The following is a 25,606-nucleotide window of genomic DNA, read 5'->3' on the forward strand; positions in this document are numbered from 1 at the left end:
CCGGAATCGGTGACGGGATCGAGAGAAATCGAGCCGCCGCACAACGGGGCTCCCCGTCGCCCTACGCCGGCGACGCGGTCAGCGCACCGCGGCCAGCACGAGCGGGTCGCTGCATCCTCGAGCGAAGCCCCGGATGCGCCGGTCCATGTCGTGCTGCAGCAGCAGCGCGCCGATCCGTTCGGCGAGCGGCGCCAGCCACCGGGGGCGGCACGCGAAGTTGTAGCGCCACACGGCGAGAGTGCTGTGCGGGTCGTGGGCGACGGGGGTGAACTTCCACCCGCCAGCGAGTCGTTCGAAGAACCACGACCCCTTCGTCATCTTCATGCCGACGTTCGACGGCGGGTTGTACGAGACGTACTCGCTCTCCATGCGGAAGCCGAAACGCTGCACGGTGTGGGTCCGCACGCCCTTGCCCGGGGCGGTCGCGCCGTCGACGAAGTACTGGCGTCGGATGAACGGATCCCATCGCTTGCGGATCTCACCGGTGGTCTGCGAGACGGCGAACGCCGTGCTCGAATCGACCGGGACGACGCAGCGGGACTCGATGACGGGCATGCACTCATCGTGGCAGGCCGCCTGTCCGCACATCTCGGGAAGAACATGACGAAGGCCCCGAATCCGTGAGGATTCAGGGCCTTCGTGGTGGCGGTGACGGTGGGATTTGAACCCACGGTAGGGGTGAACCTACACAACATTTCGAGTGTTGCACCTTCGGCCGCTCGGACACGTCACCGCCGACTAGCTTACGACACTCTCCGGGATGCCGCGAATCGGCGCCGGATCGGCATCCGGCATCCGTTCCTCCACCGTCGAAGCACCCCTGTGGAGCCGTTTCGCGCGCGCTGCCAGGATCGAGCCATGAGCGTGATCGAGAACTCGAAGCTGACGGTCGTGGGCGCGGGAAGCGTGGGGGCGAGCGTCGCGTACGCGGCTCTCATCCGCGGGTCGGCCCGCCACGTCGCGCTGTACGACATCGCCGCCGAGAAGGTCGAGGCCGAGGTGCTCGACCTCGCCCACGGCACGCAGTTCACCGGATCGAGCGACATCACCGGCGGCAGCGACGTCGCCGTCGCCGAGGGGTCGCACGTCGTCGTCATCACGGCCGGAGCGAAGCAGAACCCCGGCCAGACCCGCACCGAGCTCGCCGCCACCAACGCCCGCATCATCCGCGACATGATGCCGCAGCTGCTCGAGGTCGCCCCGAACGCGATCTACGTGATCGTCACGAACCCGTGCGACGTGCTCACCGTGCTCGCTCAGGAGGCCACCGGCCTTCCGACGCGGCGCATCTTCGCCTCCGGCACGGTGCTCGACACGTCGCGCCTGCGGTGGAAGATCGCCCAGCGCGCCGGCGTCGCCACCTCGAGCGTCCACGCGTGGATCGTCGGCGAGCACGGCGACACCGAGTTCCCCCTGTGGTCGACCGCGACGATCGGCTCGGTCCCCATCACGCAGTTCGAGCTGCCCGACGGCTCTTACTTCGACCAGGACGAACTGGATGCCATCGCCGTCGACGTCCGTGACGCCGCCTACAAGGTGATCAAAGGCAAGGGCGCCACCAACTACGCCATCGGGCTCTCGAGCGCCCGCATCGTCGAGGCGATCCTGCGCGACGAGCACGCGATCCTCCCCGTGAGCACCGTCCTGTCGAACTTCCACGGCGTCGACGGCATGGCCCTGTCGGTGCCGTCGATCGTGTCGGCACGGGGCGCGGTGCCCATCGCCGCGACACCGTTCTCCGACCACGAGAAGACGCTCCTGCGCCGCTCGGCGGACGCCCTCACGACGGTCGCCGACTCGCTGCGCGGCTGAGGCGCCCTCGCCTCCACCCGCGATGAACGCTCTCCCTGCCGATAGATACGCTCTCGCGCCGTTTTCCCGCACAGGGGGCGTTCATCGGCGCGCTCCCCTGACGTGCCGATTCCGGATGCCGTGGACGAGGCGCGGGCGATGTCGGAGGCCCCGCGTAGCCTGAACCCATGGCATCCCGTCGTCCGGCAACCGCTCCCGCTCCCTACCGGTGCACCGAGTGCGGGTGGACGACACTGAAGTGGGTCGGGCGCTGCGGCGAGTGCCAGTCGTGGGGCACGGTGGTCGAGGCCGCCGAGCAGACCGGCATCGTCCGATCGATCACGCCGGTGGCGCCGGGAGCGGCCCGAGCCGCGCGGCGCATCACCGAGATCGACACGCAAGACGCCCCGCGTCGAACGAGCGGCGTCGGCGAATTCGACCGTGTCCTCGGCGGGGGCATCGTCCCGGGCGCCGCGATCCTGTTGAGCGGCGAGCCCGGCGTCGGCAAGTCGACCCTGCTGCTCGAGGTCGCGGCGCAGAGCGCCCGCGCCGGACGCCGCGTGCTCTACGCCAGCGGCGAAGAGTCCGCCGCGCAGGTGCGCCTGCGCGCCGAGCGCACCGGAGCACTGCACGACGAGCTGTTCCTCGCGGCCGAGACCGATCTCGCCACGATCCTCGGGCACATCGACCAGGTGGAGCCCGGGCTGCTCATCGTCGACTCCGTCCAGACGGTCTCGTCGGCCCACAGCGACGGGGCGGCGGGGCAGCCCGCGCAGGTGCGGGAGGTCGCGTCCGCTCTCATCCGCGTCGCGAAGGAGCGCGGGCTCCCGGTGATCATCGTCGGCCACGTCACCAAAGACGGCTCGATCGCCGGTCCGCGCATCCTCGAGCATCTCGTCGACGTCGTGTGCCACTTCGAGGGCGACCGTCAGACCTCGCTGCGCTTCGTGCGAGCGCTCAAGAACCGCTTCGGCCCCACCGACGAGGTCGGGTGCTTCGACATGACCGGCACCGGTATTGCCGAGGTCGCCGACCCGAGCGCCCTCTTCCTCGGCCACGGCGAGCCCGAGCCCGGAACCTGCGTCACGATCGCGATGGAGGGCCGCCGCGCCCTGCCGGTCGAGATCCAAGCCCTGGCCGTGCGGCAGACGGCTCCCAATCCCCGCCGCATCGTGAACGGCGTCGACTCCTCCCGCGTCGCGATGGTGCTCGCGGTGCTCGAGAGCCGCATGGGTCTCACGCTCTCCGACCGCGACGTGTACGTCTCGACCGTGGGCGGTGTGCGCCTCGTCGAGCCCGCCGCCGACCTGGCGATCGCCATCGCCGTCGCCAACGCGGTGAAGAACCGCAAGGTGTCGAAGCGTCTCGCGGCGATCGGCGAGCTGACACTCACGGGCGAGATCCGCAACGTCACGCAGGCCGCTCAGCGCGCGTCCGAGGCGAAGCGGCTGGGCTATCACACCGTGCTCGACGCCTCGTCGCGCAAGCTCGCGCAGGCGTTGAACGAGCTGCAGGTGCGCGGCGTCCCGCGCGACGACACCGACCCGGGATTCTGACCCTCCCCCGACGTTCGGCGCGACAGCGGTGGTCGCCCCACCGAGGGCGATGCATACCGTGACCGGAACGCCAGCCGTCCCCCCGTTCGCGGCGCCCGGGGCGGGCTGAACGTCCCCGCCGTCAGCGGCCCGGAGGAGCCGACCGGCGACGGCGGTGCGGGGAGGTCATTCCCAGGACGACGGGGATGACAAGTCCGGCGGCGCACACGGCGCCGGCGATCACGTACTCCATGCCGTCGAGTCTCGCACGCGTCCTTCACCCGCGCGACTCGGGTCCTTCACCTTCGACGCATCCCCCGGCCGGAGCACCCGCGACGACCGCCACACTCCACTGCTCGGGCACCGCCCCGCCCGGGCACAGCGGCGGGCCCGCTCGACGACACGCCGCCCCGCACGCACACTCCACCGGCGAGTCGACACCTCCACCCGCCGCTGTGCACACGGACGGCGGCGAGCCGCCGGCAATCGTGCCGCGGCCGCCGCCTCAGGCGTCGAGCGCGGCGATCAGGTCGCCGGGCGACGCCTGGATCGGGTGCGGCCCCGCGATGTCGATGAACACCGTGGTGATGGCATCCTGATGCGCGCCGAGGAACGATCGGAGCCACTGCGGCGACTGCAAGGCGACGTGCGGCGGCAGTGTCTCGGGCTTGTGCGCCGCGTCGCTGAAGAGCAGCAGCGCCAGCTGCCCGGTGTTCGGGTCGCGGTAGGTCCAGACCTCGCCCACGCTGCGCGGGTCGTCGGCGTCTCCCGGGGTCATGAGCGGAACGACCGTGGGTCCGTGCCGGAGAGCGAAGGCGATGGCGGCCATGTCCTGCGTCTGCAGGGCGTCGGTGAGCGCGGTGTTCTTGAAGTCCATGTCGTGCTTCTTTCCCTTGCGCTTCTTGCTCCCGGCCATCCTCCGAGCCTATCCGCGGCATCCATTCCCCGCCCCTCCCGCCCCGGCGTCCGCCCGCTGCCGCAATCCCGGGTTCGGGGCGGAACCTGCGATCCCACGCCCTACGGCGAGGAACGCGTCCCGAACGGGCACGCGAGGCCGCGACGCCGCTGGGCAGCCGACCTACGCCAGGAACCCCCTGAGCAACGCCTCGGATCCGGCGAGGTGATCGCGCATCGCCGCGTGGGCGGCATCCGGTCGGCCCGAGAGGATCGCCGACACGATCGCGGCGTGCTGCGAGGTGGAGTGATCGATGTTGCGGGGCAGCAGCGGGAACGTGTCCAGCCACGCGTTGACCCGCGCGCGGTTGTCGGCGACGAGGGGAACGAGAGAGGGGATGCCGGCGAGCTCCGCGATCGTCAGGTGCAGCAGCGTGTCGAGCCGGCGGTAGTCCACTCCCCCGGCGACGGCGGCGGCCTCGTGCCGGGCCCACAGCACGTCGCGCTCGTCGGCGGAGAGCGAGCGCCCGGCGGCCGCCCACGCGGCCCCGGGCTCGAGGACGCCGCGCAGGGCGACGACGTCGCTGAGCTCGGCGGGCGACACCACGGCCGGCTCCGACGGGCGCGGCACCGGATCGACGACGAACGTCCCGCCGTAGCGACCGCGCCGCGTCTCGAGCCACCCGGCATCGGCGAGCTCTCGAATCGCCTCGCGCACCGTGTCGCGGCTCACGCCGTACAGCGCCGCGAGCTCGCGCTCGGCGGGCAGCGACTCCCCCGGAGCGACCAGGCCCAACCGCACGGTCTGGACGATGCGCGCGGTGGTGTCCTCGAGCGCGTTGCCGCTGCGGACGGGTCGGTAGACGGCCCGGCGCAGATCGTCCAACGGCGCTTCGGTCATCACCTCAGCCTGTCATGCCCCAGGTCACAGGGGCGTCACGTACGCGTTGGTGATCCCGCCGTCGACCACGAAGGCCGTCGCGGTAATGAACGACGCGTCGTCGGATGCCAGGAACGCCACCGCCGCGGCCATCTCGGCGGGGTCCGCGAACCGGCCCATCGGCACGTGCACGAGTCGGCGCTGCGCCCGCTCGGGGTCCTTGGCGAACAGCTCCTGCAGGAGGGGGGTGTTCACCGGTCCCGGGCACAGGGCGTTCACCCGGATCCCCCGCCGGGCGAACTGCACGCCGAGCTCGCGGGTCATCGCGAGGACTCCGCCCTTCGACGCGGTGTACGAGATCTGCGAGGTCGCCGAGCCCAGCAGCGCGACGAACGAGGCGGTGTTGATGATCGAGCCGCGGCCTGCGGGCACCATGTGCCGCAGCGCCGCGCGGGAGCACAGGTACACGCTCTTGAGGTTGACGTCCTGCACGCGATCCCAGGCAGGCAGCTCGGTCGTCTCGATCGAGTCGTCGTCGGCCGGCGAGATGCCGGCGTTGTTGAAGGCGATGTCGACGCTGCCGAGGTCGGCGGCGACGCCGTCGAAGAGGGCGTCGACGGATGCCTCGTCAGCGACGTTCACCTGTCGGAACACCCCGCCCACCTCGGTGGCGGCGGCCGTGCCCGTGGTCTCGTCGAGATCAGCGATGACGACGCGCGCGCCCTCGGCGGCGAAGCGGCGGGCGGTCGCGAGGCCGATGCCGCTGGCCCCGCCGGTGATGATGGCGACGCGGTCGCGCAGACGCTGGGTGAGGTCGATGGTCATGAGCTGTGGTTCCTTATGCGTGGGGGTGGAGAGGGAGGAGGGGTCACTCGGTGGCGTAGAACACGTTCTTCACCTCGGTGAAGTGCTCGGCGGCATCCGGACCGAGCTCCCGGCCGAGGCCGGACGCCTTCATACCGCCGAAGGGGGTCGCGTAGCGCACCGACGAGTGAGAGTTCACCGACAGCACACCGCTGCGCACCCCGCGCGAGACCCGGATGCCACGCCCCAGGTTCTCGGTCCAGATCGAGCCCGCGAGGCCATAGGCGGTGTCGTTCGCGAGGCGGATGGCATCCGCTTCGTCGTCGAACGGCATCACCGCGAGCACGGGCCCGAAGACCTCGTCGCGCGCGATGCGGTCGCCGGGCTGGGCGAGCACGACGGCCGGGGCGAACCAGAAACCGTCACCCTCGGGCGCCGATCCTCGGAAGGCGACATCGACGCCGTCGAGGAATCCCTCGACGGTGGAGCGGTGGGATGCCGAGATGAGCGGGCCCATCTGGGTCGACTCGTCGTGCGGGTCGCCGACCTTCCACGCGGCCACCGCGGGTTCGAGCATCTCGAGGAACCGGTCGAAGACGCTCCGCTCGACGAGCAGGCGGCTGCGGGCGCAGCAGTCCTGGCCGGCGTTGTCGAAGACGGACCCCGGGACCCCCGCCGCGGCCTTCTCGAGATCGGCGTCGGCGAAGACGATGTTCGCGCTCTTTCCGCCGAGCTCGAGGGTGACGGGCTTGAGCATCCGCGCGCACCCGGCAGCGACCTCGGTCCCGACCTCGGTGGACCCCGTGAAGACGACCTTGTGCACGTCGGGGTGCGAGACGAACCGCTGACCGACGACCGAGCCCGACCCCACGATGACCTGGAACAGCCCCTCCGGGAGACCTGCTTCGAGCGCCAGCTCACCGAGGCGGATCGCCGTGAGCGGAGTCAGCTCCGCCGGTTTCAGCACCACGGCGTTGCCCGCGGCGAGCGCGGGCGCGAAGCCCCACGCGGCGATCGTCATGGGGAAGTTCCACGGCACGATGATCCCGACGACCCCGTAGGGCTCGTGGTAGGTCACATCGAGACCGCCGGCGACCGGGATCTGCGATCCGATCAGGCGTTCGGGGGCACCGGCGTAGTAGTTCAGCACCTGGGCGACGTGCTGCGCCTCCCACCGGGCCGACCCGATCGGGTGGCCCGAGTTGCGCACCTCGAGCGCGGCGAGTTCCTCGACGTGCGCCTCGACGACGCGCGCGAACGCCCGCAGCGCGTCGGCGCGGGCGACGGGGGCGAGCCCGGCCCACGCGCGTTGCGCGCGCACGGCGTCGGCGACGGCGGCATCCACCTGCTCGATCTCGGCGCGCGGCAGCGTCGTGATCGGCGATCCGGTCGAGGGGTCGATGACGGTGAAGGTGCTCATGCGGAGACTCCCTGGTGCGCGGAGGAATGCGAGGCGCGGTAGCGTGCCGCGGCGGCCACGAGCCCGAGGAACAACCGCCGGTCCTCGGCGTTCTCCTCCGGATGCCACTGCACGGCGACGAGGTAGTCGTCCCCCTCGGTCTCGACGGCCTGAACCAGACCGTCGTCCGTCCGGGCGGTGACGACGAGACCCTCGGCGACGCGGTCGACTCCCTGATGGTGGTAGCTGTGGACGGTGAGCGCGCCGGCCCCGACGAGGCCGGCGAGGCGGGTGTCGGCATCCACCTCGACGACGTTCTCGGCGAAGACGCCGCCGCCGATGCGGTACCGCTCGGTGCCGAGCGCATCGGGCAGGTGCTGGTGCAGCGTCCCGCCCATCGCGACGTTGATGAGCTGGAGCCCGCGGCAGATGCCGAAGACCGGGATGCCGCGCTCCCGCGCCCCCGCGAGCAGCGCGATCTCCCACGCGTCGCGGTCGGCGCGCGCGGGGTCGGTGGTCGGGTGCCGTTCGGCGCCGTAGAGCTCGGGCTGCACGTCGAGACCACCGGTGAGGATGAGCCCGTCGAGGCCCTCGAGCACGGCGGCGGCGGCCTCGGCGGGTCGGGGCTGCGGCGGGAGCAGCACGGCGGCGGCGCCCGAGGCGGTCACCGCGTCGAAGTACTGCTGCGGCAGGAACGATGCACGCACGTCCCACACGCCCTGCTTCGCTCGTTCGAGATAGGTGGTGAGCCCCACCACGGGGGTCCTGCTCGGATCAGAGGCGCTCGAAACCACGCACCCGCTCCCAATCGGTCACGGCGGCGTCGAAGGCCTCGACCTCGATGCGCGCCTGGTTGAGGTAGTGCTCGACGACGTCGTCGCCGAAGGCGGCGCGGGCGATCGCCGACTCGCTGAAGAGTCGCGCCGCCTCGCGCAGGGTCGTGGGCAGGGTGTCGACGCCCGCCGCGTACGCGTTGCCGGTGAGCGGGGCGGGCAGCTCGAGCTCGTTCTCGACGCCGTAGAGGCCTCCGGCGATGATGGCCGAGATCGCCAGGTAGGGGTTCACGTCTCCCCCGGGCACGCGGTTCTCGACCCGCAGCGATGCCCCGTGGCCGACGACGCGTAGCGCGCACGTGCGGTTGTCGACGCCCCACGCGACGCCGGTCGGCGCGAACGAGCCCTTCGCGTAGCGCTTGTACGAGTTGATCGTGGGGGCGTACAGCAGCGTGAACTCGCGGAGGGTGGCCAGGATGCCGGCGATCCAGTGCTCCATGAGCGGGCTGAAGCCGTGCTCCCCGTCGCCCGCCATGACGGGATCGCCGCCGTCGCCGCGCACCGAGAGGTGGATGTGGCAGCTGTTGCCCTCGCGCTCGTTGAACTTCGCCATGAACGTCAGCGACTTGCCGTGGCGGTCGGCGATCTCCTTGGCGCCGTTCTTGTAGAGCGTGTGATTGTCGGCGGTCTCGAGCGCCTCGGCGTAGCGGAAGGCGATCTCCTGCTGACCGAAGTTGCACTCGCCCTTCACGCCCTCGCAGTACATTCCCGCTCCGTCCATGCCGAGACGGATGTCGCGCAGCAACGGCTCCAGGCGCGTGGTGGCCAGGAGGTTGTAGTCCACGTTGTAGTCGGTCGAGGGGGTGAGCCCGGTGTATCCCTTCGCCCATGCGTCGCGGAACGAGTCGTCGAAGACGATGAACTCCAGTTCCGTCCCCGCGTAGGCGGTGAGACCGCGCTCCGCGAGCCGCTCGCGCTGGGCGTTCAGGATGCCGCGGGGCGACTGCACGACCCGTTCGCGGTCCTCCCACGCCAGGTCCGCGAAGACCAACGCCGTACCCGGCTGCCACGGGATGCGACGGAGGGTGTCGAGGTCGGGGACGAGCAGCATGTCGCCGTAGCCCTTCTCCCAGCTCGACATCGCGTAGCCGTCGACGGTGTTGAGGTCGACGTCGACGGAGAGCAGGTAGTTGCACGCCTCGGCCCCGTGCCCCCGCACCTCGTCGCGCCAGAACCGCGCGGCCACGCGCTTTCCGACCAGCCGGCCCTGCGCGTCGGGGAAGGCGACGACGACGGTGTCGATCTCTCCCGCCTCGATCGCGGCATCCAGGTCGTCGGTGGTGAGATTGCCCGCCATGTGTCGTGTCCCTCTCGCCTCTTCGACGCCCTCCGGTGCGGAGGACGTAACGAGGAACTTACACGCCAAAGGTAGACAGGTCGACCAATAGAGGGCCATGATCTTCCGCAAAGGCGAGCCCGACGCCTGCCCGCATCTTCTTGGAGGTCACATGTCCACCCCGAGCAGTTCCCGCAAAAAGGTCGCCGGAGCCACCTATACGGCAACGGATGCCGGCTACTTCGAGAAACGCACCCTGAAACGCTCGGCGGGCGTGTGGGGCCTGTGGGGTCTCGCGGTCGCCGCGGTCATCTCGGGCGACTTCTCGGGGTGGAACTTCGGCATCGGCTTCGCCGGTTTCGGCGGCATGCTGATCGCCTTCGTCGTCCTCGTCGTCATGTACTACGGCCTCACGTTCTCGATCGGCGAGATGGCAGCCGCCATGCCCCACACCGGCGGCGCGTATTCGTTCGCCCGCTCGGCGATGGGCCCCTGGGGCGGTCTCGCGACGGGCCTGGCCGAAACGATCGAGTACGTCGCGACCACGGCGGTCGTCGTCTACTTCTCGGGCCAGTACGCCGATTCGGCACTCGAACTGCTGACCGGGGTGAGCCTTCCGGCCTTCGTGTGGTGGATCATCCTGTACGCGCTGTTCATCGCTCTGAACGCCGCGGGGGCGAACATCTCGTTCGGTTTCGCCATCGTCGTCTCGATCATCTCGATCGGCATCATCGTCGTCTTCGGCGCGATGGCGCTGATGTCCGGCGCGTTCGACTGGGGCTCGCTGTGGAACATCGCCCCCACCGACGGCAACACCGAGTTCCTGCCCTTCGGCGTGGGCTCGATCCTGCTGGCGCTCCCCTTCGCGATGTGGTTCTTCCTCGGCATCGAGGAGCTCCCTCTCGCCGCCGAGGAGTCGCACGACCCGGCCCGTGACATCCCGCGCGCCGGCCTCTGGGCGCGGGGCACCCTCATCGTGACCGGCCTCATCGTGCTGTTCCTGAACACCGGCGTTCTCGGAGCCGAGGAGACCGGCGGATCGCTCGAGCCCCTGCTCGACGGATTCCGCGCGATGGTCGGCGATCAGGCCGCGGCCCTCCTCTCGCTGCTCGCACTGGTCGGGCTGCTGGCGTCCCTGATGGGCATCATGTTCGCCTATGGCCGCAACATGTACTCGCTCTCGCGCGCCGGCTACTACCCGCGCTGGCTGTCGCTCACCGGGGCGCGCAAGACGCCCTGGGTCGCCCTCGTGTTCGGAGCGGTCCTCGGCTTCCTCGCGCTGGTGATCGTGCAGGCGGCGGGCGGGGACGCGAGCCCCGCCGGAGCGATCGTGCTGAACATCGCCGTGTGGGGCGCGGTGCTGGCGTACTTCCTGCAGATGGTCGCGTTCATCGTCCTGCGGCGGAAGTTCCCGAACGCCGTCCGGCCCTACAAGAGCCCGTGGGGGCTGTTCGGCGCCTACTCGGCCGCGATCATCGCCGCGGTGGTGTTCTTCGGGCTGCTGCTGAACCCCGCGTATCTGCTGGCGATCGTCGCGATCATCGTCGTCTACGCGGTGATCTTCATCGCCTTCGCCGTCTACGGCCGCCACCGCCTGGTCCTCTCCCCCGAGGAGGAGTACGCCCTGTCGGGCGGACTGCACGGCGACCCGCAGAGGGAGGGTTACGACGCGATGGAGGGCGAGGTCTTCGGGGACCGACGCTCCTGAGCGAGAACGGCGGAGGGGCGGATGCCGCGGCATCCGCCCCTCCGCCGCGTTCCCTCGGCAAGGGAGCCCCCGGGTTCGGGGCGCGTTCCGTCGTTCGGGGCGCGAGGATCACGCCCCGAAGGGATGCCGCGACCCGGCGTCACTGCAGGACGAACGACGCCGTCCCCGCGGACGGGATGCCGCCGATCGACACGCTCAGGTGATACGTCGCCCCTCCGCCCGGGGCGTACGGGCGCTCGCTCTCGCACGACCCGACGGACGACCGCGTGCGGTCCCACGTGAGCGGGGCGGAGCTGGTGACGACCTGGCCGGCGGCCAGGGTCACCTCCATGTCGCTCGGCTCGGTCTGGCAATCGGTCGAACGCCACCAGACGTCGGATCCGCTCGTGACGGTGAACGACTGCGCGCTGGTGCCGACGTTCATCGTGCACGGATTCGCCGAGGTGTTGGTGAGCCGGATCGACAGCTGCGGGTTCTCCCCCTGGCCGTACTCGCCCTTGTCGGAGAGCGCCTCGACGGTGATGTCGGCCGCGCTGCACTCGACGGGCCCCGAGGGCGCGCTGGCGGTCGGCGTCGGAGAGGTCGACGGTGCCGCGGGGGCGGACGACGAGGGGGCGACGGCGGGAGTGCTCTCGGCGGGCGCGGGGGCGTCGAGCGCTGTCGGGGCGGAGCGCCACGGCGGAGCCGCGACGAGCCACACGACGAGGCCGATCACGACGAGGGCCAGGAGGCCCGCCGCGAGACGACGACGACGGTAGACCGCCGGGGACTGCCTCCGCCTACGGGGGGCATCGGTCATGGTTCCAGGGTAGGCGCCACGGCCGTGGCCGCATTCCACGGCGCGCACGCAACGGCGCGCTCACAGGCTCTTCCGGGCCTGTCCGCGGAGGCGGGGACGATCAGAGGTGCTTGAGCATCCGGGTGTTGCCGAGCGTGTTGGGCTTCACGTGCGCGAGGTCGAGGAACTCCGCGACGCCCTCGTCAGGGCTCCGCACGAGCTGCGAATAGACGTCGGGGTCCACGACCTGCTCGCCGATCGGCGCGAATCCGCGCCGCGTGAAGAAGTCGACCTCGAAGGTCAGGCAGAACAACCGGGCGACGCCCAGCTCTCGCGCGCGCTGCTCGAGGTCTTCGACGATCGCCCGCCCCACGCCGTGGTGCAGCCAGTCGTCGTGCACGATGAGCGTGCGGATCTCGGCGAGATCGTCCCACATCACGTGCAGCGCACCGCAGCCGATGACGACACCGTCGGCCTCGGCGACGACGAACTGCTGCACCGAACCGTAGAGCACGACGAGGTCCTTGCCCAGCAGGATGCGCTTCTGCACGAACGGCTCGAGCAGTTCGTGGATGCGTCGGACGTCGGCCGTTCCGGCGGGGCGGACGACGAACGGCGCGGATGAGGTCATCGTCCCAGCGTACGCCGCAACGCAGAAGGGACCTGGATGCCGTGGCATCCAGGTCCCTTGTCTGTTACGCGTCAGCTCCCGGCGAGTGTGTCGGGGGTCGCGGCGATCTCGCCGGCCGTCCCGACGCCGATCGCGACCTTTTCTCCGCGCGGGGCGGTGTCGAAGGTGAACTGGCCGTTCTCGACGCCGACCTTCACGTGGTCGCCCGACTCGAGCTCACCGTGCAGGATCTTCTCGCTCAGACGGTCCTCGACCTCGCGCTGCATGGCGCGGCGCAGCGGACGCGCACCGAGCGTGGGGTCGAACCCGATCTCGATGAGCTTGTCCTTCGCGTCGTCCGACAGCTCCACCGTCATGTCGCGGTCGAGCAGACGGTCGGCGAGGCGCTTCACGAACAGGCCGACGATCTGACGGAGCTCGTCCTTGTTCAGCTGCGGGAAGACGATCACGTCGTCGACGCGGTTGAGGAACTCGGGCTTGAAGTGGCGCTTGAGCTCTTCGTCGACCTTGCCCTTCATGCGCTCGTACGAGGTCTGGGCGCTGCCCTCGACCTGGAAGCCCACGGGACCACCGGCGATCGCCGACGAACCGAGGTTCGTCGTCATGATGATCACGGTGTTCTTGAAGTCGATGACGCGACCCTGACCGTCGGTCAGGCGACCCTCTTCGAGGATCTGCAGCAGCGAGTTGAAGATGTCGGGGTGGGCCTTCTCGATCTCGTCGAAGAGCACGACCGAGAACGGCTTGCGGCGCACCTTCTCGGTGAGCTGGCCGCCCTCTTCGAAGCCGACGAACCCGGGAGGGGCACCGAACAGGCGCGAGACGGTGTGCTTCTCGCCGAACTCCGACATGTCGAGGGAGATCAGCGCGCCCTCGTCGTCGAACAGGAACTCGGCGAGCGCCTTGGCGAGCTCGGTCTTTCCGACACCGGTGGGGCCGGCGAAGATGAACGAGCCCGAGGGGCGCTTGGGGTCCTTGAGGCCCGCGCGCTGACGACGGATCGTGCGCGAGAGGGCCGCGATCGCCTCTTCCTGGCCGATGACCCGCTGGTGCAGGGCCTTCTCCATGAACATGAGGCGGCTGGACTCCTCCTCGGTGAGCTTGAACACCGGGATGCCGGTCGCCTGGGCGAGCACCTCGGCGATCAGGCCCTCGTCGACCACCGCGTGGGAGGCGACATCGCCCGAGCGCCACTGCTTCTCGAGGCGCAGACGCTCGGCGAGGAGCGACTTCTCCTCGTCACGCAGCGACGCGGCCTTCTCGAAGTCCTGCTCCTCGGAGGCCTGCTCCTTCTGCTCGCGGACCTTGGCGATCTTCTCGTCGAACTCGCGCAGCTCCGGCGGCGACGACAGGATCGACAGCCGCAGGCGGGCACCGGCCTCGTCGATCAGGTCGATGGCCTTGTCGGGCAGGAAGCGGTCGCTGATGTAGCGGTCGGCGAGGTTGGCCGCCGCGACGATCGCGCCGTCGGTGATCTGCACCTTGTGGTGCGCCTCGTAGCGGTCGCGCAGCCCCTTCAGGATGTTGATCGCGTGGGGCAGGCTCGGCTCGGCCACCTGGATCGGCTGGAAGCGGCGCTCGAGAGCGGCATCCTTCTCGAAGTGCTTGCGGTACTCGTCGAGCGTGGTGGCACCGATGGTCTGGAGCTCACCACGGGCGAGGAGGGGCTTGAGGATGGATGCCGCGTCGATCGCGCCCTCGGCGGCTCCCGCACCCACGAGGGTGTGGATCTCATCGATGAAGACGATGATGTCGCCGCGCGTGCGGATCTCCTTGGTGACCTTCTTCAGGCGCTCTTCGAAGTCGCCGCGGTAGCGGGAACCGGCGATGAGCGAACCGAGGTCGAGCGAGTAGACCTGCTTGTCCTTCAGCGTCTCGGGGACGTCGCCCTTGACGATGGCCTGGGCGAGGCCCTCGACGACGGCGGTCTTTCCGACACCGGGCTCGCCGATGAGGACGGGGTTGTTCTTCGACCGGCGCGACAGGATCTGCATCACGCGCTCGATCTCCTTCTCGCGCCCGATGACGGGGTCGAGCTTGTTGTCGCGCGCGGCCTGGGTGAGGTTTCGTCCGAACTGGTCGAGGACGGCCGAGCCGCCCTGCGCACCCGAGGACTGCTGCTCGCCGGCACCGGTCGCCACTCCCGCGGGCTCCTTGCCCTGGTAGCCCGAGAGCAGCTGGATGACCTGCTGGCGCACCTTGTTGAGGTCGGCGCCGAGCTTGACGAGCACCTGCGCTGCGACGCCCTCGCCCTCGCGGATGAGGCCGAGCAGGATGTGCTCGGTGCCGATGTAGTTGTGGCCGAGCTGCAGCGCCTCGCGCAGCGACAGCTCGAGCACCTTCTTCGCACGCGGCGTGAAGGGGATGTGGCCGGTCGGCTGCTGCTGACCCTGGCCGATGATGTCCTGCACCTGCTCGCGCACGGCGTCGAGCGAGATGCCGAGCGACTCGAGCGCCTTGGCAGCGACACCCTCGCCCTCGTGGATCAGCCCGAGCAGGATGTGCTCGGTGCCGATGTAGTTGTGGTTGAGCATCTTCGCCTCTTCTTGGGCGAGGACGACCACACGACGGGCACGGTCGGTGAATCTCTCGAACATCTCAGTCCCTCCAGAAATGGGCTGACAGGCACGCCTCCGCGCGCCGTACATCGAGAGTAACCAGCGCCCGGATGCCAGAGACGCGTGTTCGCCGTGGGCATACCGCCGTGACACCCGACATTGCGAAACCCATCGATCATCGATACCTTATCGACGATCGATAACAACGAATATCGTTAAGGAGCGACCATGGCATCCCCCCGATCCACCTCGCGCACCCTCTCCCGCGGCGACACCGGCAGCTTCCTGCTCTTCATCGTCGCCGGCGTCGCCATCGCCCTCTGGGCGGTGATCCGCTCCGTGGGAACGATCGTCGCGGCGGCCGGCAACCGTGACGTGCGTGTCCCCGTCGACTTCCTCGACACCATCGCCCAGGCACCGATCGGCCCCGACGGAGCGTCGGTGCCCGTCGAGCTGACCGGCGCGGTCGTCACGGCCCCCTCGCTCCCCCTCGCCTCGCTCTGGGCGCTGTTCCTGGCGGAGGGGACCTTCGCCGCTGCCGTCGTGACGGTGGTGACTCTGCTCCTGATCCTGTGCATCGGCATCCTCCGCGGAGAGATCTTCAGCCGCCGGCACACCCGACTGGTGGTCGCGGTCGGCATGGTCTCGCTCATCGCGGCCTTCGCGGTGCCGTTCTTCCAGAACATGGTCGCGAACGGTGCCCTCGCCTGGCTGTCGGATCGCACCTACGACCGCGGACTGACCCAGCAGATCGATCTCCCGATCCTCATCGTGATCGGCTTCGTCGCGGGACTCTCCAGCACCGTCTTCGCGGTCGGCGACCGCCTGCGTCGCGACACGGAGGGGCTCGTATGAGCCCGGCGGTCGCCGACGAGGGGCCCACCGGCATCCACTGCCGTCTCGATGAGCTGCTGGAAGCACGCGGGATGACGCTGACCCGCCTCAGCGAGCTCGTGGGCGTCTCGGTCGTCAACCTCTCGGTGTTGAAGAACGATCGGGCGCGGGCGATCCGCTACTCGACGCTGTCGGCCATCTGCCGCGTGCTCGAGTGCGAGGTGGGCGACCTGCTGGTCGTCGCCCCATGAGGCCCCTCAGGCGGCGCTCAGCGCGAGCCGAGCACCGGGATGGGGTCCGTCGCGTCGACGCCGTCGCCCGACAGAACCACTGACGCCGCTCCGGCGGGCGCCCCGTCTCCGACGTCGGCAAGGGTGATGCGGGGGGCGAGATCCATCGTGCACACCTGATCGGCGGGCGGGGCGGCGAACTGCACCGCGATCTCCGTTCCGGTCGTGGTGACCGACTCCACCGTGGGCGGGCAGCCCGAACTGCCGTAGGTCACGAGGGCGATCGTGCGGGCGTCGACCCACCCGGCGCTCGGCGCGAACTGCCCCGCGTCGGACGGGGCGGTGGTCAGCGCCGCGAGGGTCGTGCGGCCTTCGGCCGCGCCCTGCACGGTCACCTCGAGCGGTCGAGTCGGATCGACGCCCGCGGGCACGCCCACCAGCGTGGCCCGCGGAGCCATGTCACGCGTGCAGTCCGTACGCGCCGACTCCTCGAGGGTGACGGTGAGGGTGTCTGCGGACGCGCTCGGCTCGCCGCTGACCACGGGCACGCACGTCGAGCTCCCGCGGGTGACGACGGCGATCGCGCGACCCGCGTCGAGCCAGGCGGCGCCGAGTTCCGCGGGCGACGCCGACGCCCCCGAATCCGGACTCGACGTCGCGGTCGAAGGGGCCGCCTCCGGCGACGACGACGCGCCGGTGGCGCAGCCGGTGAGAGCACCGACGGCCAGCAGGCCGGCGCCGAGTGCGGCGACGAGAGTCAGACGGTGACGGGACAGGCGATCACGGGACATGCGAACCTCCGGGGCGAGTTCCGCCCCATGATGGCGGAGATTCCTGGATGCCGGCGGCGAGAACCGCCACGCGCTGACGCCGGGGGATCACTGCAGCGCGGAAGTGAGCCGCGCCAAATTGTCGAGGATCGTGGAGCGGAGGGGCTGACGCTTCCACTCCTCGATGGTGAGCTGGCGGCTGAGGCTGCGGTAGGTGTGCTCGACGGCGCGCATGTCGCGGACGAACTCCTCGCCCCGCACCAGCATCGACACCTCGAGGTTCAGACCGAAGGAACGCATGTCCATGTTGCTCGAGCCGATGACCGCGACCTCGTCGTCGATCGTGACGCTCTTGCTGTGCAGGATGAACGGCTTGCGGTACATCCAGATGACCACTCCCGCGCGCAGGAGCGCCTCGTAGTAGCTGCGCTGGGCGTGGTAGACCATCGCCTGGTCGCCCTCTTCGGAGACGAAGAGTTCGACGTGGACGCCGCGCTGGCACGCCGTCGTGATCGCGAGCAGGAGGGCCTCGTCGGGAACGAAGTAGGGGCTGACGATGATGATGCGCTCGCGTGCGGCGAAGAGCAGCCCGAGGAAGAGCTTGAGGTTGTTCTGGAAATCGAAGCCGGGACCCGAGGGCACGATCTGGCAGTCGAGGTCTCCGGGGCCCGAGCTCACCGAGAACAGGTCGATCTCGTCGGTCAGTGTCTCGTCGGTCTCGCTGTACCAGTCCGAGAGGAAGACGGCGTTGATGCTGGCCACGACCGGACCCTCGACGCGCACCATGAGGTCGACCCAGTGCAGGCCGCGACGGATGTTCTTGCGCAAGTTGTACGACGAATCGGTGACGTTCTGCGAGCCCATGTAGGCGACGTCGCCGTCGATGACGAGGAGCTTGCGGTGGTTGCGCAGGTCGGGCCGCTGGTAGCGCCCGCGCAGCGGCTGCACCGGCAGCATGAGGTGCCAGTGCGCGCCCATCGCCTCGAGGCGCCGGAGGGTCTGCTTGTAGAAGGGCTTGCCACGATTCGCCCAGTGGTCGAGCAGCACGCGGACGACGACGCCGCGCTCGGCCGCCTCCTCGAGCGCCCGGAAGAAGTTGTCGGTCGAGTCGTCGGTCTGCAGGATGTAGAACTCGACGTGCACGTACCGCGTGGCGCGGCGGATGGCCTCGGCCATGGCATCCAGGCTCTGCTGGTAATCGGCGATGAGCGTGGCGGCGTTGTCTCCGGCGATCGGCATCGCCCCGAGGTTGCGGTTGAGGCGAACCAGGGCGCGGAACCAGTCGGGGGCGTTGGGGCGCAGGGTGCCGAACTCCAGCGACGCGCTGGTGTCGTGGATGTACTCGTTGATGGCGGCCTGCTTGCGGCGGCGCGTGCGGGGCAGGCGCGGGTTGCCGATGAGCAGGAAGAGGAACACCCCGAGGAAGGGGATGAAGTAGATCGCCAGAAGCCAGGCCATCGCGGCGGTGGGACGGCGGTTGCGCGGGACGATGATGATCGCGGCGATGCGCACCACGAGATCGACGACGAACAGCGTGATGACGAGCCAGCTCGCGTCGAACGTGGCGTTGATCACGTGTCCTCCTGGGCGGGGTTGTCCACCCAGCGTAGCGACGGGTCCCGACACCCGTCGCGCGTACGTCAGTTCGCGGAGCCGTCGCCGGGGGAGGCGACCGGCGGAAGTCCGCGCTTCGCGCGTTCCTCGGCCTCGATGCGCGAATAGACCTTGCGCTCGGTGCGGTCCATGCGGATCACGTTGCGGAGGATGAAGAAGAACACGACCGAGACGACGATCGTGGGCAGGATCGCCCACAGCATCGCGACCCAGGTGTCATCCATACGGTCCAGGATACCCGCGCACCACTCCTCCCCACGCGCCGGGGGCGCCGGGTTATCCACGATCGAGCTTTCCGATGCCGCGCCGGGATCGCGTCCCCCGGCACCCTCGTGCTCATGATCCCCACCGTCGTCCGCACCGCCTCGTCCGCCTCTTTCCTCGCCCTCGTGCCGCACGTGCTGGAGTGCACACCGCGGCGCAGCCTCGTCGTCGTCCCGTTCGCCGACGGTCGATCGCTCGGGGCCATGCGCGTCGATCTCCCCCGCGGCGGGCCCGCCGAAGCCGAGAGCATCGCGTCGACCGTCATCGGCATGGCATGCAAGGTCGCCTCCACCGATGCCATCGTCCCCGTCGTGTACACCGACGAGGCGGTGGCCGGCGACTCCGGGCTCCCGGAACGTGCGCTGATCGACGAGGTCGTCTCGCGCGCGGGCATCTGCGGCCTGCGGGTGCTCGACGCCCTCGTCGTCGGTCCCGACGCCTGGGCCTGCTATCTCGACCCCGCGGGTGCGCCTCCGGGCCTGCTGTCCGAGATCTCCGACGCAGCGGCTCGGGTGCCCGACGGTCTCCCCCGCACCGATCAGTTCTCCGCCGCAGCGCTGCCCGCGGTCGACGCCGAGGCCGCGGAATCGGTGGCACGACTGCTCGGCGACGTCGACGACGCCCTCGGTCGGCCGAGGGACCGCCGTCGCCTGCCGCTCGCGCGCCGCGCGCAGGCCGACGAGGTCGTGTCGCTGCTGACCGATCCGCCCGCCCTGTTCGAGAGGGCGGTCACCGCGACGGGGGGCATGCGGTCGCCGGTGATCGCAGCCCTGGCGTTCTGCCTCGAACGGCCCTCGTTGCGCGACGTCGCCCTCATGCAGTGGGCCGCCGACGTCGCCACCGGCGATGCGGTGCTGCGCGCGCAGACCGCGTTCAGCGCGGGCACGCCCTTCCCGGAAGACCTCGCGCGCCCGATGTGGGGAGAGGGCGAGCGGCCCGATCCCGAGCGCCTGCGCACCGCGCTGGAGACCTCTCGGCGAGTCGCCGCGGCCGTTCCGCTCGATCGCCGACCCGGGCCCCTGTCGGCCTGCTCGTGGCTGGCGTGGGCCCAGGGGCGCTCGTCGCACGCGGCGACCTACGCCGAAGAGGCGCTCCGCATCGACTCGCAGCATGGTCTGAGCACCATCATGCTGAGCCTGCTCGACGCGGGCCGCCTCCCGGAATGGGTCTTCGAGAGGCCTACTTCACCAGCGGGAAGAGGATCGTCTCGCGGATCCCGAGCCCGGTGATGGCCATCAGCAGACGGTCGATGCCCATGCCCATGCCACCCGTGGGCGGCATGCCGTGCTCGAGGGCCCGGAGGAACTCCTCGTCGATCGGCATCGCCTCGGCGTCGCCGCGCGCGGCGAGCTTCGCCTGCTCGACGAAACGCTGGCGCTGGATCACCGGATCGACCAGCTCGGAATACCCGGTGGCGAGCTCGAACCCGCGCACGTACAGGTCCCACTTCTCCACGACGCCCGCGATGGACCGGTGCTCGCGGACGAGAGGGCTCGTGTCGACGGGGAAGTCCATCACGAAGGTGGGGCGCGTCAGGCCGCCCTTCACGAAGTGCTCCCACAACTCCTCGACCCACTTGCCGTGCGTCTCGTGCGGCGGCGCGTCGACACCGGACTTCTCGCCGAGAGCGCGCAGCTCGTCGAGCGACGTCTCGGGCGTCACCTCATGACCGGATGCCGCCGACAGCGAGTCGTACATCGAGATGCGATCCCACTCGCCGCCGAGGTCGTACTCGGTGCCGTCGGCCCACGTGACGGTGGTCGAACCGGCGACCGCGATCGCGGCATCCTGAATGAGGGTCTGGGTGAGATCGGCGATGCCGTTGTAGTCGGAATAGGCCTGGTAGGCCTCGAGCATCGCGAACTCGGGGCTGTGCGTGGAGTCGGACCCCTCGTTGCGGAAGTTGCGGTTGATCTCGTACACGCGGTCGATGCCGCCGACGACGGCGCGCTTGAGGTAGAGCTCCGGCGCGATGCGCAGGAAGAGTTCGGTGTCGAAGGCGTTCGAGTGCGTCGTGAACGGTCGCGCCGATGCACCACCGTGCTGCACCTGCAGCATCGGGGTCTCGACCTCGACGAAGTCCCGCTCGGTGAAGGTGCGGCGCAGGCTCGCATTGACCTTCGCGCGGGCGAGCACGGTCTCGCGAGCGCGGTCGCGCACGATCAGGTCGAGGAAGCGGCTGCGCACGCGGCTCTCCTCGCTGAGCTCGGTGTGCAGGTTGGGCAGCGGCAGCACGGCCTTGGCCGCGATGCGCCACTCGGCGACCATGATCGACAGTTCGCCGCGGCGGCTCGAGATGACCTCGCCCGACACGAACACGTGATCACCGAGATCGACGAGCTCCTTCCACGCCTGCAGCGACTCCTCGCCGACCGCGCCCTGCGAGACCATCGCCTGGATGCGGCTGCCGTCCCCGGCCTGCAGCGAGGCGAAGCACAGCTTCCCGGTGTTGCGGCTGAACACCACGCGGCCCGCGACGCCGACGGTCTCGCCGGTCTCCGCGCCGGCTTCGAGCTCTCCGAAGCGGGCGCGCACCGCGGTGATGGTGGTGGTGACCGGCACCGACACCGGGTAGGCGCCGCCCGCGGCGTCGTCGCGCTCGGCGAGCAGTCGCTCGCGCTTGGCGAGGCGCACCGCCTTCTGCTCGAAGACCTCGTCTTCGGTGGGTTCGGCGGCGTCGTTCGCGGGCGCGTCGGTCATCGTGGAAGCTCCTCGGGGTCCTCCCCAGTGTATTCGCCCGGCCCGGGCCCCTCGGGGCACCGCGACCCCCGGCCGACACCGGTCGGAAGCCGTCGACCTCGGCGAGCCCACGCCCGCACGGCGCTCCCGCGCCGGTGGCGTCGGGCCTGCGGCGCGTCAGCGCAGCGAGATCTCCGCGTTGTCGATGAATCGATGGCCCCCGACGGTCGCGGCGATGAGCGCGAACGCGCGGCCGCGGTGGCCCTCATCGACCGGCAGGAAGGTCGCCGGGTCGACGACGCTCAAGTACTCCAGGGAGATGCGCTGTTCGCCCATGAGCGCCGACTGGGCCGCCGCGATGCACGCGTCGACGCCCATGTCGGCGTTCGAGGCCGCGGCCTCCAGAGCACGCGGGAGCTTGGCGACCGCGCGACGATCCGCCTCGTCCAACAGGGCGATCCGGCTCGACACCGGCAGGCCGTCGTCGGTGCGCACCGTGGGAACCGTGTCGATCCCGACGCGGAAGTCCAGGTCGCGCACCATCCGCCGCACGAGGAAGACGCGCTGCAGGTCGCGCTCCCCGTAGACGGCGACATCAGGAGCGACCAGGTGGAAGAGCTTCGCCTCGACGGTCAGCACTCCGTCGAAGTAGAAGGGGCGCACCCGCCCTTCGTAACGGAGTCCGATGTCACCCGCCGACACCCGCGTGGTGGCCGTGCCGGCCGGCAGCAGTTCCGCCGCGCTCGGAGCGAACACCACGTCGACCGCGAGGTCGTCGAGCACGCGCGCATCGGCCTCGGGAGAGCGGGGGTAGGCCGCGGTGTCGTCCGCCGTGCGGAACCGCAGCGGGTTGACGAAGGTCGAGACCACGACCACGTCGGCCTGCTCCCGAGCGCGCGTGATGAGGTCGACGTGGCCCTCGTGCAGGGCTCCGAGCGTCGACACGAGGGCGATACGCGGTCCCTGTGCGGCGCGGTCGGTCCCTCGGATCTCGTCGAGTCGGGCGCGCAGATCCTCGAGGGTGGCGATCATCCGTCGATCGTAGCGTCGCCGTCGAGGCGGCCCGCGCCACTGCCCTCGACGAGCGCCTGGTCGACGCTCGAGCGCACCAGGGCCGACAGGTACCCGCCGGGATTGTCGACCCCGACGCGGCTCAGCAGCTCCGACGATTGGCGCACGATCGAGCGGGAGAACTCCGTCGCCGTCGCGATCGCCTCCGCGTACGTCGCCCGATCCGCCTCCGCCACGACCACGGGTTCGCACCCGAGCTCGACGGCGAGCGCCTGGGCGATCGGCAGCACGGGCGCCGGCGCCGTCACCGCGGCGTACGCCTGGGCCAGCTGGCGGAGGTCGATCGACGACGCGCCGGTGAAGACGATCGCGGGGTGGATGGCGAGAGGGATGGCCCCCCGCTGCGCGGCGGGATCGAGCACGCGCGCACCGTGTGCGGCGTCGGTGTGCAGCACGAGCTGTCCGGGCTGCCAGGCACCGAGCTCGGCGAGTCCCGCGACCAGTCCGGGCAGCTGGTCGTGCGGCACCGCGATCACCACGAGTTCGCTGCGGCGCACGACCTCGTCGGCCGTGAGCTGCGGCACCCCGGGGAGGATCGCCTCGACGCGATCGTCATCCGACCCCGAGGTGATCCCCGTCAGGAGGTGTCCCGCGCCCGCAAGAGCCGCCGCGATGACCGGTCCGACACGTCCGGCACCGATCACGCCGACGCCGAGGCGTCCGTCGCGACCGGCGTTCATCCGGCCCACCGGTGCGTGCGGTCACCCGCGGCCGCCGCCACGCCGCCGCGCGCCGTGGCTTCGAACACGCGCAGCGCGTCGTCTCGGTCGATCGCGCCGAGATGGGTCTGCACCGTGCCCGTGATGACGTGACCCGTGAGGGTCGCGGTGCGGGCCGCACGGGCGAGCGGACCCTGGCGCACACCGATCGACTGCAGCCGGGCGAGCGGCAGCACGGTCAGCGAGCGCCACACCCAGCCCCGGCGCAGCAGCAGCGCGTCGGCGGTGAGAAGGACGCCGTTGCGGCGCCACGACAGCGGCCGCAGCCACCGCGCGCGGCGCGGAGTCGTCACGTAGGGGTCGTCATCCACCGGACCCAGGATGCCGTCACGGAACACGAGTGTCCATTCCTCGCTCGACAAGCCGGGCGCGAGGATCCGCAGCACCCGCTCGACGTCTGCGCGTGTGCCGATGGGCAGCACCGCCGCGACCTGATCGGCGCTGGAGTCGGTGGAAGAGCGTCCCGACAGCCGGTTCACCGTCACCGCCCACCAGCCGAACGGACGCCACATGAGCGGTTGACGGACCTCGATCGCGTGCACCCGACCCGGCGGAATCACCTCGCTCACCGTGGTGAAGAGTCCGAACGTCACCCGCACTCCGTCCGAGGTCGGCGCGATCGAGTACCGCAGCCCTCGCGCGATCGAGCGCACGTAGTACGCACCGAACGCGAGGAACATCGGCACGACCGTGAAGAGCAGCCACAGCGTCGACACGGAGGCCGCGACGGCGATGCCGATCACGAAGGCGATCAGCACGAGGGTGGAGCCACTCAGCACACGCGAGGCGACGAGTCGACCCACGGGGATGCGGACGATGCTCTCCGGCTCGGTATCGGAGAAGTCCTCACCGTCGACGATGCCCTGCAGCCCGTCGGCAACGGTGTCGGCGGCCGCCGTGACGCGGGAGCGCTTCCCGCCCGGCCCGGCACCCGCCTCGGCGAGACGCCGACCCGACGCCAGCCGCAGGATGTCGCCGCGGACCGCCTCGGCATCCTTGCCCGAGAGGTACTCGAGCTTGACGTTGGCGTCCAGGCCCGCCCCCACGACCTCGAGCTTCGCCAGCCCGAGAAGGCGCGCGACCATCGGACGGGTCAGGTTCACGCCCTGCACGCGGTCCAGCGGGGCTCGGCGATGGGTGCGGAAGAGCACACCCGAGCGCACCTCGACGTCGTCGTCGCCGATACGCAGGGTGTGGAAGCGCCACGACAGTCGGAAGAGCCCCAGCAGCACCAGGAGGACCACCAGCGCCGCTCCCGCCGCGATGAGGATGAGGTTGTTCGCCAGCAGGAAGTCGACCGGGTCGGGCGGAACGGCCCCGGGCGGCAGGTCGGTGAAGACGGGGAAGAACAGCTCCAGCAGCCGCTCGCGGAGATTCGCGACGATGAGGCCCACGATGACGAGCAGGGACAGGCCGCCGCGCAGCAACGGCGTCAACGGGTGCAGTCGGTGCCATTCACCGTCGCTGTACGGCGAGCGCACGACCGCCCGCGCCCCCGCCCGCCCGCCCGCGCCCGGCGCGATGACGCCCCCGTCACCGGACGGCACGCCCGCACCCGGCACGAGGCCGCTCTCGTCGCCCGCTGACGCGTCCGCGGCGTCGACGGGCGCCCCCGCGGGAGGCCCCGGCGCGTCGCTCGACGGCGGCGGCGTCACCCCTGCGCCGGTCCCGACCGCCTCGCCGCGGTTGCGATCGTCGGTGTCGCTCACAGTCCGGTCCGTCGCGTCTCCGCCACGGCGACGAGCGTGTCGCGCAACTGCTCGGCCGCCTCCTGCGTGAGCCCCGGGATCGTCACACCCGTCGAGGCCGCGGCCGTGACGAGCTTGAGCTGCGCGATACCGAATCCGCGGTCGAGCGGGCCGTGCGTGATGTCGACGAGCTGCATCCGCCCGTACGGCACCGCGACGACGCGCTGCCACAGGATGCCGCGGCGGAAGACGAGATCGTCCTGACGCAGCTGGTACCCGAAGGAGCGCGCCTGCCGCGGCGTGATGAGCAGCCCGATCGCCGTCACGACGAGAACGATGCCGGCGGGGATCCAGGGCCAGGGCACTCCTGTGAAGGCCTGGACGCCGATGGCCACCGCGAGCACGAGGAGGAATACCGCTCCCTGCGAGATGAGCTGCACCCACACGTACGCGCGCGCCAGTTGGTGCCACGTGCCCTCGCCGAGCGGGAGCCGGCCGGCGGCGCGCGGCTCCAGGACGCGCGAGAAGGTCCGGGCGTCGAGCGCATCGGCGCCTGCCCCATCGGCGCCCACCGCGTCGGCGCCTGCCCCATCGGCGCCCACCGCGTCGGCACCCGCCCCATCGGCGCGCACCGCGTCGGCACCTGACAC

Annotated in this window: 24 protein-coding genes and 1 tRNA gene; 6 read left to right on the top strand and 19 right to left on the bottom strand. The window is 70.5% G+C overall.

Features of this window, described 5'->3' with window-relative positions:
- Positions 1–78 precede the first annotated feature (78 nt).
- Positions 79–555, bottom strand: a complete 477-nt coding sequence (locus AB0N82_RS01695; protein ID WP_363387352.1) for an SRPBCC family protein — start codon at positions 553–555, stop codon at positions 79–81.
- Between the two features lie 88 nt (positions 556–643).
- Positions 644–733: transfer RNA gene (locus tag AB0N82_RS01700), tRNA-Ser, on the bottom strand.
- Between the two features lie 125 nt (positions 734–858).
- Between AB0N82_RS01700 and AB0N82_RS01705 the strand changes: the two genes are divergently transcribed.
- Entirely contained in the window at positions 859–1,812 is a 954-nt protein-coding gene (locus tag AB0N82_RS01705; RefSeq protein ID WP_363387355.1) for an L-lactate dehydrogenase, read from the top strand.
- A gap of 167 nt (positions 1,813–1,979) precedes the next feature.
- The gene (gene radA / locus AB0N82_RS01710; RefSeq protein ID WP_315993737.1) at positions 1,980–3,347 is read left to right on the top strand and encodes a DNA repair protein RadA; all 1,368 of its coding nucleotides are present in this window, start codon (positions 1,980–1,982) and stop codon (positions 3,345–3,347) included.
- Between the two features lie 484 nt (positions 3,348–3,831).
- Here the strand turns inward: radA and AB0N82_RS01715 are convergent, their stop codons facing one another.
- The 6 genes from AB0N82_RS01715 to AB0N82_RS01740 form a co-directional block, all read right to left on the bottom strand.
- Positions 3,832–4,242, bottom strand: coding sequence for a dehydrogenase (locus AB0N82_RS01715; RefSeq protein ID WP_363387359.1), 411 nt, complete (start codon positions 4,240–4,242; stop codon positions 3,832–3,834).
- A gap of 162 nt (positions 4,243–4,404) precedes the next feature.
- Positions 4,405–5,121, bottom strand: a complete 717-nt coding sequence (locus AB0N82_RS01720) for a GntR family transcriptional regulator (RefSeq protein WP_363387362.1) — start codon at positions 5,119–5,121, stop codon at positions 4,405–4,407.
- A gap of 24 nt (positions 5,122–5,145) precedes the next feature.
- Positions 5,146–5,925, bottom strand: coding sequence for a 3-oxoacyl-ACP reductase (locus AB0N82_RS01725; protein WP_363387365.1), 780 nt, complete (start codon positions 5,923–5,925; stop codon positions 5,146–5,148).
- A 43-nt stretch (positions 5,926–5,968) separates the two neighbouring features.
- A complete protein-coding gene (locus AB0N82_RS01730) occupies positions 5,969–7,324 on the bottom strand; it encodes an aldehyde dehydrogenase family protein (protein ID WP_363387368.1) in 1,356 nt (451 codons plus the stop codon).
- Positions 7,321–8,097 (bottom strand): gamma-glutamyl-gamma-aminobutyrate hydrolase family protein, encoded by a 777-nt coding sequence (locus tag AB0N82_RS01735; protein WP_315993742.1) that lies wholly within the window; start codon positions 8,095–8,097, stop codon positions 7,321–7,323. The genes AB0N82_RS01730 and AB0N82_RS01735 overlap by 4 nt, the downstream gene beginning before the upstream one ends.
- Entirely contained in the window at positions 8,078–9,433 is a 1,356-nt protein-coding gene (locus AB0N82_RS01740; RefSeq protein ID WP_315993743.1) for a glutamine synthetase family protein, read from the bottom strand. The genes AB0N82_RS01735 and AB0N82_RS01740 overlap by 20 nt, the downstream gene beginning before the upstream one ends.
- A gap of 151 nt (positions 9,434–9,584) precedes the next feature.
- Between AB0N82_RS01740 and AB0N82_RS01745 the strand changes: the two genes are divergently transcribed.
- Positions 9,585–11,120 carry an amino acid permease gene (locus AB0N82_RS01745; protein WP_363387373.1) on the top strand — a complete coding sequence of 512 codons (1,536 nt, stop codon included), beginning with the start codon at positions 9,585–9,587 and terminating at the stop codon, positions 11,118–11,120.
- Positions 11,121–11,259: 139 nt separating this feature from the next.
- On the opposite strand, the gene AB0N82_RS01750 is transcribed toward AB0N82_RS01745, so the two are convergent.
- From AB0N82_RS01750 to AB0N82_RS01760, 3 genes are all read right to left on the bottom strand, one after another.
- A complete protein-coding gene (locus AB0N82_RS01750; protein WP_363387376.1) occupies positions 11,260–11,919 on the bottom strand; it encodes a hypothetical protein in 660 nt (219 codons plus the stop codon).
- Positions 11,920–12,019: 100 nt separating this feature from the next.
- Complete coding sequence (locus AB0N82_RS01755) at positions 12,020–12,529, bottom strand: amino-acid N-acetyltransferase (protein WP_363387379.1); 510 nt, start codon at positions 12,527–12,529, stop codon at positions 12,020–12,022.
- Positions 12,530–12,600: 71 nt separating this feature from the next.
- Complete coding sequence (locus AB0N82_RS01760; RefSeq protein WP_315993747.1) at positions 12,601–15,126, bottom strand: ATP-dependent Clp protease ATP-binding subunit; 2,526 nt, start codon at positions 15,124–15,126, stop codon at positions 12,601–12,603.
- A 189-nt stretch (positions 15,127–15,315) separates the two neighbouring features.
- Here AB0N82_RS01760 and AB0N82_RS01765 point away from each other — a divergent pair, with 189 nt between their 5' ends.
- Positions 15,316–15,942: a hypothetical protein gene (locus AB0N82_RS01765; protein WP_363387382.1), complete on the top strand. Its 627-nt coding sequence runs from the start codon at positions 15,316–15,318 to the stop codon at positions 15,940–15,942.
- Positions 15,939–16,172, top strand: coding sequence for a helix-turn-helix domain-containing protein (locus AB0N82_RS01770; protein WP_315993749.1), 234 nt, complete (start codon positions 15,939–15,941; stop codon positions 16,170–16,172). The genes AB0N82_RS01765 and AB0N82_RS01770 overlap by 4 nt, the downstream gene beginning before the upstream one ends.
- 17 nt (positions 16,173–16,189) lie before the next feature.
- Here the strand turns inward: AB0N82_RS01770 and AB0N82_RS01775 are convergent, their stop codons facing one another.
- The 3 genes from AB0N82_RS01775 to AB0N82_RS01785 form a co-directional block, all read right to left on the bottom strand.
- Positions 16,190–16,942, bottom strand: coding sequence for a hypothetical protein (locus AB0N82_RS01775; protein WP_363387385.1), 753 nt, complete (start codon positions 16,940–16,942; stop codon positions 16,190–16,192).
- An 87-nt stretch (positions 16,943–17,029) separates the two neighbouring features.
- Positions 17,030–18,496, bottom strand: a complete 1,467-nt coding sequence (cls, locus tag AB0N82_RS01780) for a cardiolipin synthase (protein ID WP_315993751.1) — start codon at positions 18,494–18,496, stop codon at positions 17,030–17,032.
- Positions 18,497–18,561: 65 nt separating this feature from the next.
- Positions 18,562–18,759: a hypothetical protein gene (locus AB0N82_RS01785; RefSeq protein ID WP_315993752.1), complete on the bottom strand. Its 198-nt coding sequence runs from the start codon at positions 18,757–18,759 to the stop codon at positions 18,562–18,564.
- Between the two features lie 114 nt (positions 18,760–18,873).
- Between AB0N82_RS01785 and AB0N82_RS01790 the strand changes: the two genes are divergently transcribed.
- The gene (locus tag AB0N82_RS01790) at positions 18,874–20,028 is read left to right on the top strand and encodes a DUF4192 family protein (RefSeq protein WP_363387389.1); all 1,155 of its coding nucleotides are present in this window, start codon (positions 18,874–18,876) and stop codon (positions 20,026–20,028) included.
- Here the strand turns inward: AB0N82_RS01790 and lysS are convergent.
- The 5 genes from lysS to AB0N82_RS01815 all read right to left on the bottom strand — a co-directional run bounded on the left by lysS (position 19,979) and on the right by AB0N82_RS01815 (position 25,528).
- Positions 19,979–21,499 (bottom strand): lysine--tRNA ligase, encoded by a 1,521-nt coding sequence (gene lysS, locus AB0N82_RS01795; RefSeq protein ID WP_363387392.1) that lies wholly within the window; start codon positions 21,497–21,499, stop codon positions 19,979–19,981. The two genes, AB0N82_RS01790 and lysS, sit on opposite strands and share 50 nt — an antisense overlap.
- A gap of 156 nt (positions 21,500–21,655) precedes the next feature.
- Positions 21,656–22,510, bottom strand: a complete 855-nt coding sequence (panC, locus tag AB0N82_RS01800) for a pantoate--beta-alanine ligase (RefSeq protein WP_363387395.1) — start codon at positions 22,508–22,510, stop codon at positions 21,656–21,658.
- On the bottom strand, positions 22,507–23,229 hold the full coding sequence (locus AB0N82_RS01805; protein WP_363387398.1) for a DUF2520 domain-containing protein: 723 nt from the start codon (positions 23,227–23,229) through the stop codon (positions 22,507–22,509). The genes panC and AB0N82_RS01805 overlap by 4 nt, the downstream gene beginning before the upstream one ends.
- The gene (locus AB0N82_RS01810) at positions 23,226–24,977 is read right to left on the bottom strand and encodes a PH domain-containing protein (protein ID WP_363387401.1); all 1,752 of its coding nucleotides are present in this window, start codon (positions 24,975–24,977) and stop codon (positions 23,226–23,228) included. The genes AB0N82_RS01805 and AB0N82_RS01810 overlap by 4 nt, the downstream gene beginning before the upstream one ends.
- Entirely contained in the window at positions 24,974–25,528 is a 555-nt protein-coding gene (locus AB0N82_RS01815) for a PH domain-containing protein (protein ID WP_315994591.1), read from the bottom strand. The genes AB0N82_RS01810 and AB0N82_RS01815 overlap by 4 nt, the downstream gene beginning before the upstream one ends.
- Positions 25,529–25,606: the final 78 nt, after the last annotated feature.

It is taken from the genome of Microbacterium sp. NPDC089186 (assembly GCF_040685115.1).
Taxonomy (GTDB): domain Bacteria; phylum Actinomycetota; class Actinomycetes; order Actinomycetales; family Microbacteriaceae; genus Microbacterium; species Microbacterium galbum.

Excerpts from the sequence above, each read along its gene's own strand:
- AB0N82_RS01785 (WP_315993752.1), bottom strand. The coding sequence starts at position 18,759 with ATGGATGACACCTGGGTCGCGATGCTGTGGGCGATCCTGCCCACGATC.
- AB0N82_RS01695 (WP_363387352.1), bottom strand. The coding sequence starts at position 555 with ATGCCCGTCATCGAGTCCCGCTGCGTCGTCCCGGTCGATTCGAGCACG.
- AB0N82_RS01740 (WP_315993743.1), bottom strand. The coding sequence starts at position 9,433 with ATGGCGGGCAATCTCACCACCGACGACCTGGATGCCGCGATCGAGGCG.
- AB0N82_RS01720 (WP_363387362.1), bottom strand. The coding sequence starts at position 5,121 with ATGACCGAAGCGCCGTTGGACGATCTGCGCCGGGCCGTCTACCGACCC.
- AB0N82_RS01715 (WP_363387359.1), bottom strand. The coding sequence starts at position 4,242 with ATGGCCGGGAGCAAGAAGCGCAAGGGAAAGAAGCACGACATGGACTTC.
- AB0N82_RS01755 (WP_363387379.1), bottom strand. The coding sequence starts at position 12,529 with ATGACCTCATCCGCGCCGTTCGTCGTCCGCCCCGCCGGAACGGCCGAC.
- AB0N82_RS01730 (WP_363387368.1), bottom strand. The coding sequence starts at position 7,324 with ATGAGCACCTTCACCGTCATCGACCCCTCGACCGGATCGCCGATCACG.
- AB0N82_RS01770 (WP_315993749.1), top strand. The coding sequence starts at position 15,939 with ATGAGCCCGGCGGTCGCCGACGAGGGGCCCACCGGCATCCACTGCCGT.
- AB0N82_RS01775 (WP_363387385.1), bottom strand. The coding sequence starts at position 16,942 with ATGTCCCGTGATCGCCTGTCCCGTCACCGTCTGACTCTCGTCGCCGCA.
- AB0N82_RS01750 (WP_363387376.1), bottom strand. The coding sequence starts at position 11,919 with ATGACCGATGCCCCCCGTAGGCGGAGGCAGTCCCCGGCGGTCTACCGT.
- panC (WP_363387395.1), bottom strand. The coding sequence starts at position 22,510 with ATGATCGCCACCCTCGAGGATCTGCGCGCCCGACTCGACGAGATCCGA.
- AB0N82_RS01705 (WP_363387355.1), top strand. The coding sequence starts at position 859 with ATGAGCGTGATCGAGAACTCGAAGCTGACGGTCGTGGGCGCGGGAAGC.
- lysS (WP_363387392.1), bottom strand. The coding sequence starts at position 21,499 with ATGACCGACGCGCCCGCGAACGACGCCGCCGAACCCACCGAAGACGAG.
- AB0N82_RS01760 (WP_315993747.1), bottom strand. The coding sequence starts at position 15,126 with ATGTTCGAGAGATTCACCGACCGTGCCCGTCGTGTGGTCGTCCTCGCC.
- AB0N82_RS01725 (WP_363387365.1), bottom strand. The coding sequence starts at position 5,925 with ATGACCATCGACCTCACCCAGCGTCTGCGCGACCGCGTCGCCATCATC.
- AB0N82_RS01765 (WP_363387382.1), top strand. The coding sequence starts at position 15,316 with ATGGCATCCCCCCGATCCACCTCGCGCACCCTCTCCCGCGGCGACACC.
- AB0N82_RS01745 (WP_363387373.1), top strand. The coding sequence starts at position 9,585 with ATGTCCACCCCGAGCAGTTCCCGCAAAAAGGTCGCCGGAGCCACCTAT.
- radA (WP_315993737.1), top strand. The coding sequence starts at position 1,980 with ATGGCATCCCGTCGTCCGGCAACCGCTCCCGCTCCCTACCGGTGCACC.
- AB0N82_RS01790 (WP_363387389.1), top strand. The coding sequence starts at position 18,874 with ATGATCCCCACCGTCGTCCGCACCGCCTCGTCCGCCTCTTTCCTCGCC.
- AB0N82_RS01805 (WP_363387398.1), bottom strand. The coding sequence starts at position 23,229 with ATGAACGCCGGTCGCGACGGACGCCTCGGCGTCGGCGTGATCGGTGCC.